The following is a 4671-nucleotide window of genomic DNA, read 5'->3' on the forward strand; positions in this document are numbered from 1 at the left end:
ACTCTCAGGTAGAAGATTCCATCTCAGGAATAAGAGTTGTACAGGCCTTTACAAATGAGCAGTTTGAAAATGAAAAATTCCAGGAAAAAAATGACGCTTTCAGAGAAGCAAAGAGAGAGAACTTCAAGCTCTCTGCAGAATATTTTTCGGGTCTTAGTTTTATTATGAACATAATCCAGCTGGCTACCTTGTTCTTCGGAGGTATCTTCATACTCAAGGGAGAAATCACTCCTGGTATAGTTATCGGTTTCCTCTTATATGTCTCAAAATTTATGGAACCCATCAGAAGAATGATGCTCCTTATGCAGAGTTTTCAAAAAGGTATGGCAGGATTTACAAGATTCAGAGAACTCATAGAGAAAGACCCAGAAATAAAGGACAGTCCCAATGCAGTTGTGCTGAAAAAACCCCATGGAACTATAGAATTCGAAAATGTTTCCTTTAGGTATGCCTCATCTGAACAGGATATTTTAAAAAACTTTTCCATGTCCATAAAATCAGGTGAAAAAGTGGCTCTGGTAGGAAGCAGCGGGGCTGGTAAGACGACCATCTGCAATCTCATCCCAAGGTTTTATGAGGTGGAAAGAGGATGCATAAAAATAGATAACAGGGATATAAAGGAGTACACCCTCGAGTCCCTCAGAGATAATATTGGTATAATACAGCAGGACGTTTTTCTCTTTAGCGGAAGTATAGAGGAAAATATACTCTATGGAAATCTCACTTCCAGCAGGGAGGAAGTTATAGAGGCTGCTAAGAAAGCCAGAATTTATGAATTTATTCTTTCTCTTGCTGAAGGATTTGATACCAACGTCGGAGAAAGAGGTGTAAAACTTAGTGGAGGGCAGAAACAAAGAATTGCCATTGCCAGAATATTTTTAAAGAATCCAAAAATATTAATTCTAGATGAAGCCACCAGTGCATTAGACAACAACACTGAAAGACTTATCCAGGAATCTATAGATGAACTCACCACAGACAGGACGACAATAACAATTGCTCACAGGCTTTCTACCATAGAAAATGCAGACAGAATAATAGTCTTAAACAGCGAAGGAATTGTAGAGGAAGGAACTCATCAAGATTTGGTGGAAAAAAAAGGTGAATATTTCTCTCTGGTTGAAAAACATATTCAGGAGACTGCATAATCTGAGACTTCTCTAAATAAATAAGTATTTTTTGTACAAAAAGTCTGTTTTTTTAAACTTTTTAATTAAAATATAATTTTTTTCTCATCTACCCTTGAATTTATGGATTTTACAGGCTAGACTTGTATTAAAAGAAGAAGGGAGTGTTGTTTATGGAAATGTTCTTATTGTTGGCTGTGGCGGCGATTTTAATCTCTTTTTTTGCCTTTAGAGAGGGGAGGAATACAATCCCTGATGAAGATAAGGAATACAATACAAAATACTCTGCTCTTCACAGACTGAATCAAGACCAGGATAAAAATGAAATTCAGCTTGCTCAAAAAGAAGCCGAAGAAATAGAAAGTCAGCCTTCTGAAGAAGAGTATTCAGAACCATTTATAATTCCCGATGTAAAAATGGTATATATGTCTCACGGAAGTAAGAAGTATCATAAAAAAGGCTGTAAATTTATTCGCGAAGAAGAAAACCCTGTTACAATTTCTGATGCAGAAAATATGGGACTTACACCGTGTAAAGTATGTAAACCGGATTTGAATAATTAATAATATCAAAAAGGCCTGTTTCCAGGCCTTTTTTTATTAACATTTATATATAACCTCTCACTCCATAGTAAATTATTCCTGCAAGCTCCCACATAAGCCTCATAAAATATGATAAGTTGTCACTTCTTGGAATAAAATCTAATATATTGTAACCTCTATTATCTTGTAGGTAGCCGCAAGGGGAAGGTATTACATTGAAGCCCTGCTTTTCAAAAGTCATTTTGCTTCTTGCCATATGAGATGCTGAAGTCACCAGGACTATGTTTTTAATATTAACTTTTTTAAGAGATTCAGAAGTGTACTTGGCATTTTCCATGGTGGTTCTGCTTTTCTCTTCTGTATAAATATCCTCCTCTGGAATATTTAGACCCATGAGGACACTCTTATATACAGAACTTTCGCTGATTTTCTGATTTGTCACCTTGCCTCCGGTTATGTATACTTTTTTTGGATGCCTATTATACAGTATTGCCGTATGCATAAGTCTCACAGAGGCGGCCTCTCTCGGGATATTTCCCACCGGAGTTTTTTCTGATATTCCTCCTCCTAGGACTACATACGCCTCTCCGGCTTCTATAGCTTCCATGGTAGAAGGTTTGGATCTGTTTTCCACAAGCCTTGCAATAACATCTACTGTGGGTCTTATTGTTATAGCATAGAATATTATCCCTAGTACAAGGCATAATCTTTTTATTTTTTTTAAATTATATCTGTTTGAAAATAATCCTGTAAAAATAAGCAAAGCTACAAATATAGCAGGTGATATTACAAAAAGACCCACTATTTTTCCGAGTATAAACATGTCTTTCCTCCTATAAATTTATAAAGACTATTATACTCATATTTTTTTTATAAAACAATAAAAATTCAATTAAACCTCATAAAACCCTCACATTTTTCTTGTATAATTTGACTAAGCTGTTAACCAGCTTATAACTCTTTCCCTAATTTAAAGTTTTGAAGAACCTGTAAAACAGGGAGCTTGTCTGTGATATTGCACGGAAAAGCTTATTTCAAAATTCCCATTTTCGTGAATCTTTATTTTATATTTTTTCAATCCTATTTTCCCTATTAAAAAAGCTAGCCTAAAGCTAGCTTTTTTAAGTTTCTAATTCTTTTTAATACTGTCACTTTAAAAATTTTAATCTTTATATTTTTTTCACGTATATCTCTTTTTTCATGCCGGGAACCACCATCAACAGAGTCTCCCCTCCAAAATCTTGAGTGTAATCCACATCTTTGTCTTCGTTTATGTCTAGGTCCACAGTGATAAAGAACTCTACATCCTCTTTTTTGGAATAGTTGGAATTTATGATTTTATACGCATCTTTTGGAAATTCCAGATTGATCTCAAGAGGATTTTTCTTTATATTTATCTTTTTCTCTGTAATAAGTGCAGTGCTTTCATCTGGAATATTTTTGTCATAGCCATAAAGATGTATTATGGCTTTCCCTTTGGTTGGAAACTCTCCTCTTATAACAAGTTCTATCGTATTGTCTTCTTTTTTGTTGCAAGAGGTTAACATCACAAAAATTACTGAAATAAATAATATTATTACTTTTTTCATAAACTCACTTCCCTGTATTAACACTATTATAATGAAAATATATAAATAACAAGAGCGGGAACTATGCCCGCTCCTTTTATTTTACCTCATCAATTATCCTTTGTGCAAGGTGTGGAGGCATTTCTTCGTATCTTTCAAAGGATAGGTGAAATTTCCCTCTTGCCTGAGTTATAGATCTCAAATCAGTTGCATATTTAATCATCTCACTTTGAGGTACTTCTGCTATGACTTTCTGCTCCCCCTGAGAAACAGGATCCATCCCTAGTATTCTCCCTCTACGTTTATTTATATCTCCCATGATATCCCCCATATAATTTTCAGGAATGACTATCTCTGCTTTCATAATGGGTTCTAAAAGTACAGGATTAGCATTTGGTATCCCTATTCTAAAAGCCAGTATCGCTGCCTGCTTAAAAGAGAGTTCATTGGAATCAACTGAATGATAAGATCCGTCATATAAAGTAGCCTTAAAGTTTATCATAGGGTACCCCGCTAGAATACCTCTGCTTTTAGCTTCCAGAAGTCCTTTTTCCACTGCTGGAATATACTGCTTCGGCACGACTCCTCCTTTTACATGATCTATAAACTCAAACTCCTCTTCACAGGGTTCAAATTTTATAAAGACATCACCGAACTGCCCTGCTCCTCCCGACTGTTTTTTATGTCTCCCCTCTATATCTATGGAATTTTTTATAGTTTCCCTGTATGCTATTTTAGGTTCTGATACCACACTGTGGACTCCAAACTTGTTTTCCAGCTTATGGATTATTACCCTCAGATGTTTTTCCCCAAGTCCCCCTATAAGGAGCTGCTTCGTCTCGTAGTTACGCTCTACCACAAAAGTCGGGTCCTCCTCAGTAAGCTTTTGGAGAGAAAGACTTATTTTCTCGTCATCACTTTTATTCTGAGGTTCTACAGCCATATACAGACACGGCTTAGGAAAATTTATACTAGGATAGACTATCGGATGACTCTTGCTGCACAGAGTATCCCCGGTCTCTGCATATTGGAGCTTTGTTGTGGCCCCTATATCTCCCGACCTTATCTCTTCTGCATCTATCTGCTTTATTCCCCTCAGAAAGAATATATTTGATATTTTTTCCTTTTTATGTCGAGCAGGATTTAAAATTTCCATGTCTTTTTTCAGTACCCCTGAGTTCACCTTAAACAGAGAGACCTTTCCCACAAAGGGATCTACAATAGTTTTAAAAATTATGGCAGAGAAATGCTCATCTTCGTCTACCTTTCTGATCTCCACATCTCCTGTTTCAAGATTCGTACCTATCCTCTCTCCTTCTTTCATCTCTCTAGGAGTAGGCATATAGTCATAGAGCATCTCAAAGAGTGTATGAACCCCTATACCCTTCACTGCAGACCCTACTAAAACAGGAACTATCTCTCCGGAAACCACTC

5 protein-coding genes are annotated in these 4671 nt (G+C 36.2%); 2 read left to right on the plus strand and 3 right to left on the minus strand.

Annotated features, from left to right (window positions below; translation table 11 throughout):
• A partial coding sequence (locus ABZA26_RS08140; RefSeq protein ID WP_372714028.1) for an ABC transporter ATP-binding protein occupies positions 1–1148 on the plus strand: 1148 nt, incomplete at its 5' end.
• Positions 1149–1300: 152 nt separating this feature from the next.
• Entirely contained in the window at positions 1301–1690 is a 390-nt protein-coding gene (locus ABZA26_RS08145) for a hypothetical protein (protein ID WP_372714029.1), read from the plus strand.
• A 43-nt stretch (positions 1691–1733) separates the two neighbouring features.
• On the opposite strand, the gene ABZA26_RS08150 is transcribed toward ABZA26_RS08145, so the two are convergent.
• The 3 genes from ABZA26_RS08150 to ABZA26_RS08160 form a co-directional block, all read right to left on the minus strand.
• On the minus strand, positions 1734–2492 hold the full coding sequence (locus ABZA26_RS08150) for a YdcF family protein (RefSeq protein ID WP_372714030.1): 759 nt from the start codon (positions 2490–2492) through the stop codon (positions 1734–1736).
• A gap of 346 nt (positions 2493–2838) precedes the next feature.
• Positions 2839–3258 carry a hypothetical protein gene (locus ABZA26_RS08155; protein ID WP_372714031.1) on the minus strand — a complete coding sequence of 140 codons (420 nt, stop codon included), beginning with the start codon at positions 3256–3258 and terminating at the stop codon, positions 2839–2841.
• 76 nt (positions 3259–3334) lie between these two features.
• A partial coding sequence (locus tag ABZA26_RS08160) for an elongation factor G (RefSeq protein ID WP_372714032.1) occupies positions 3335–4671 on the minus strand: 1337 nt, incomplete at its 5' end.

Source organism: Ilyobacter sp., assembly GCF_041583315.1.
GTDB lineage: Bacteria > Fusobacteriota > Fusobacteriia > Fusobacteriales > Fusobacteriaceae > Ilyobacter.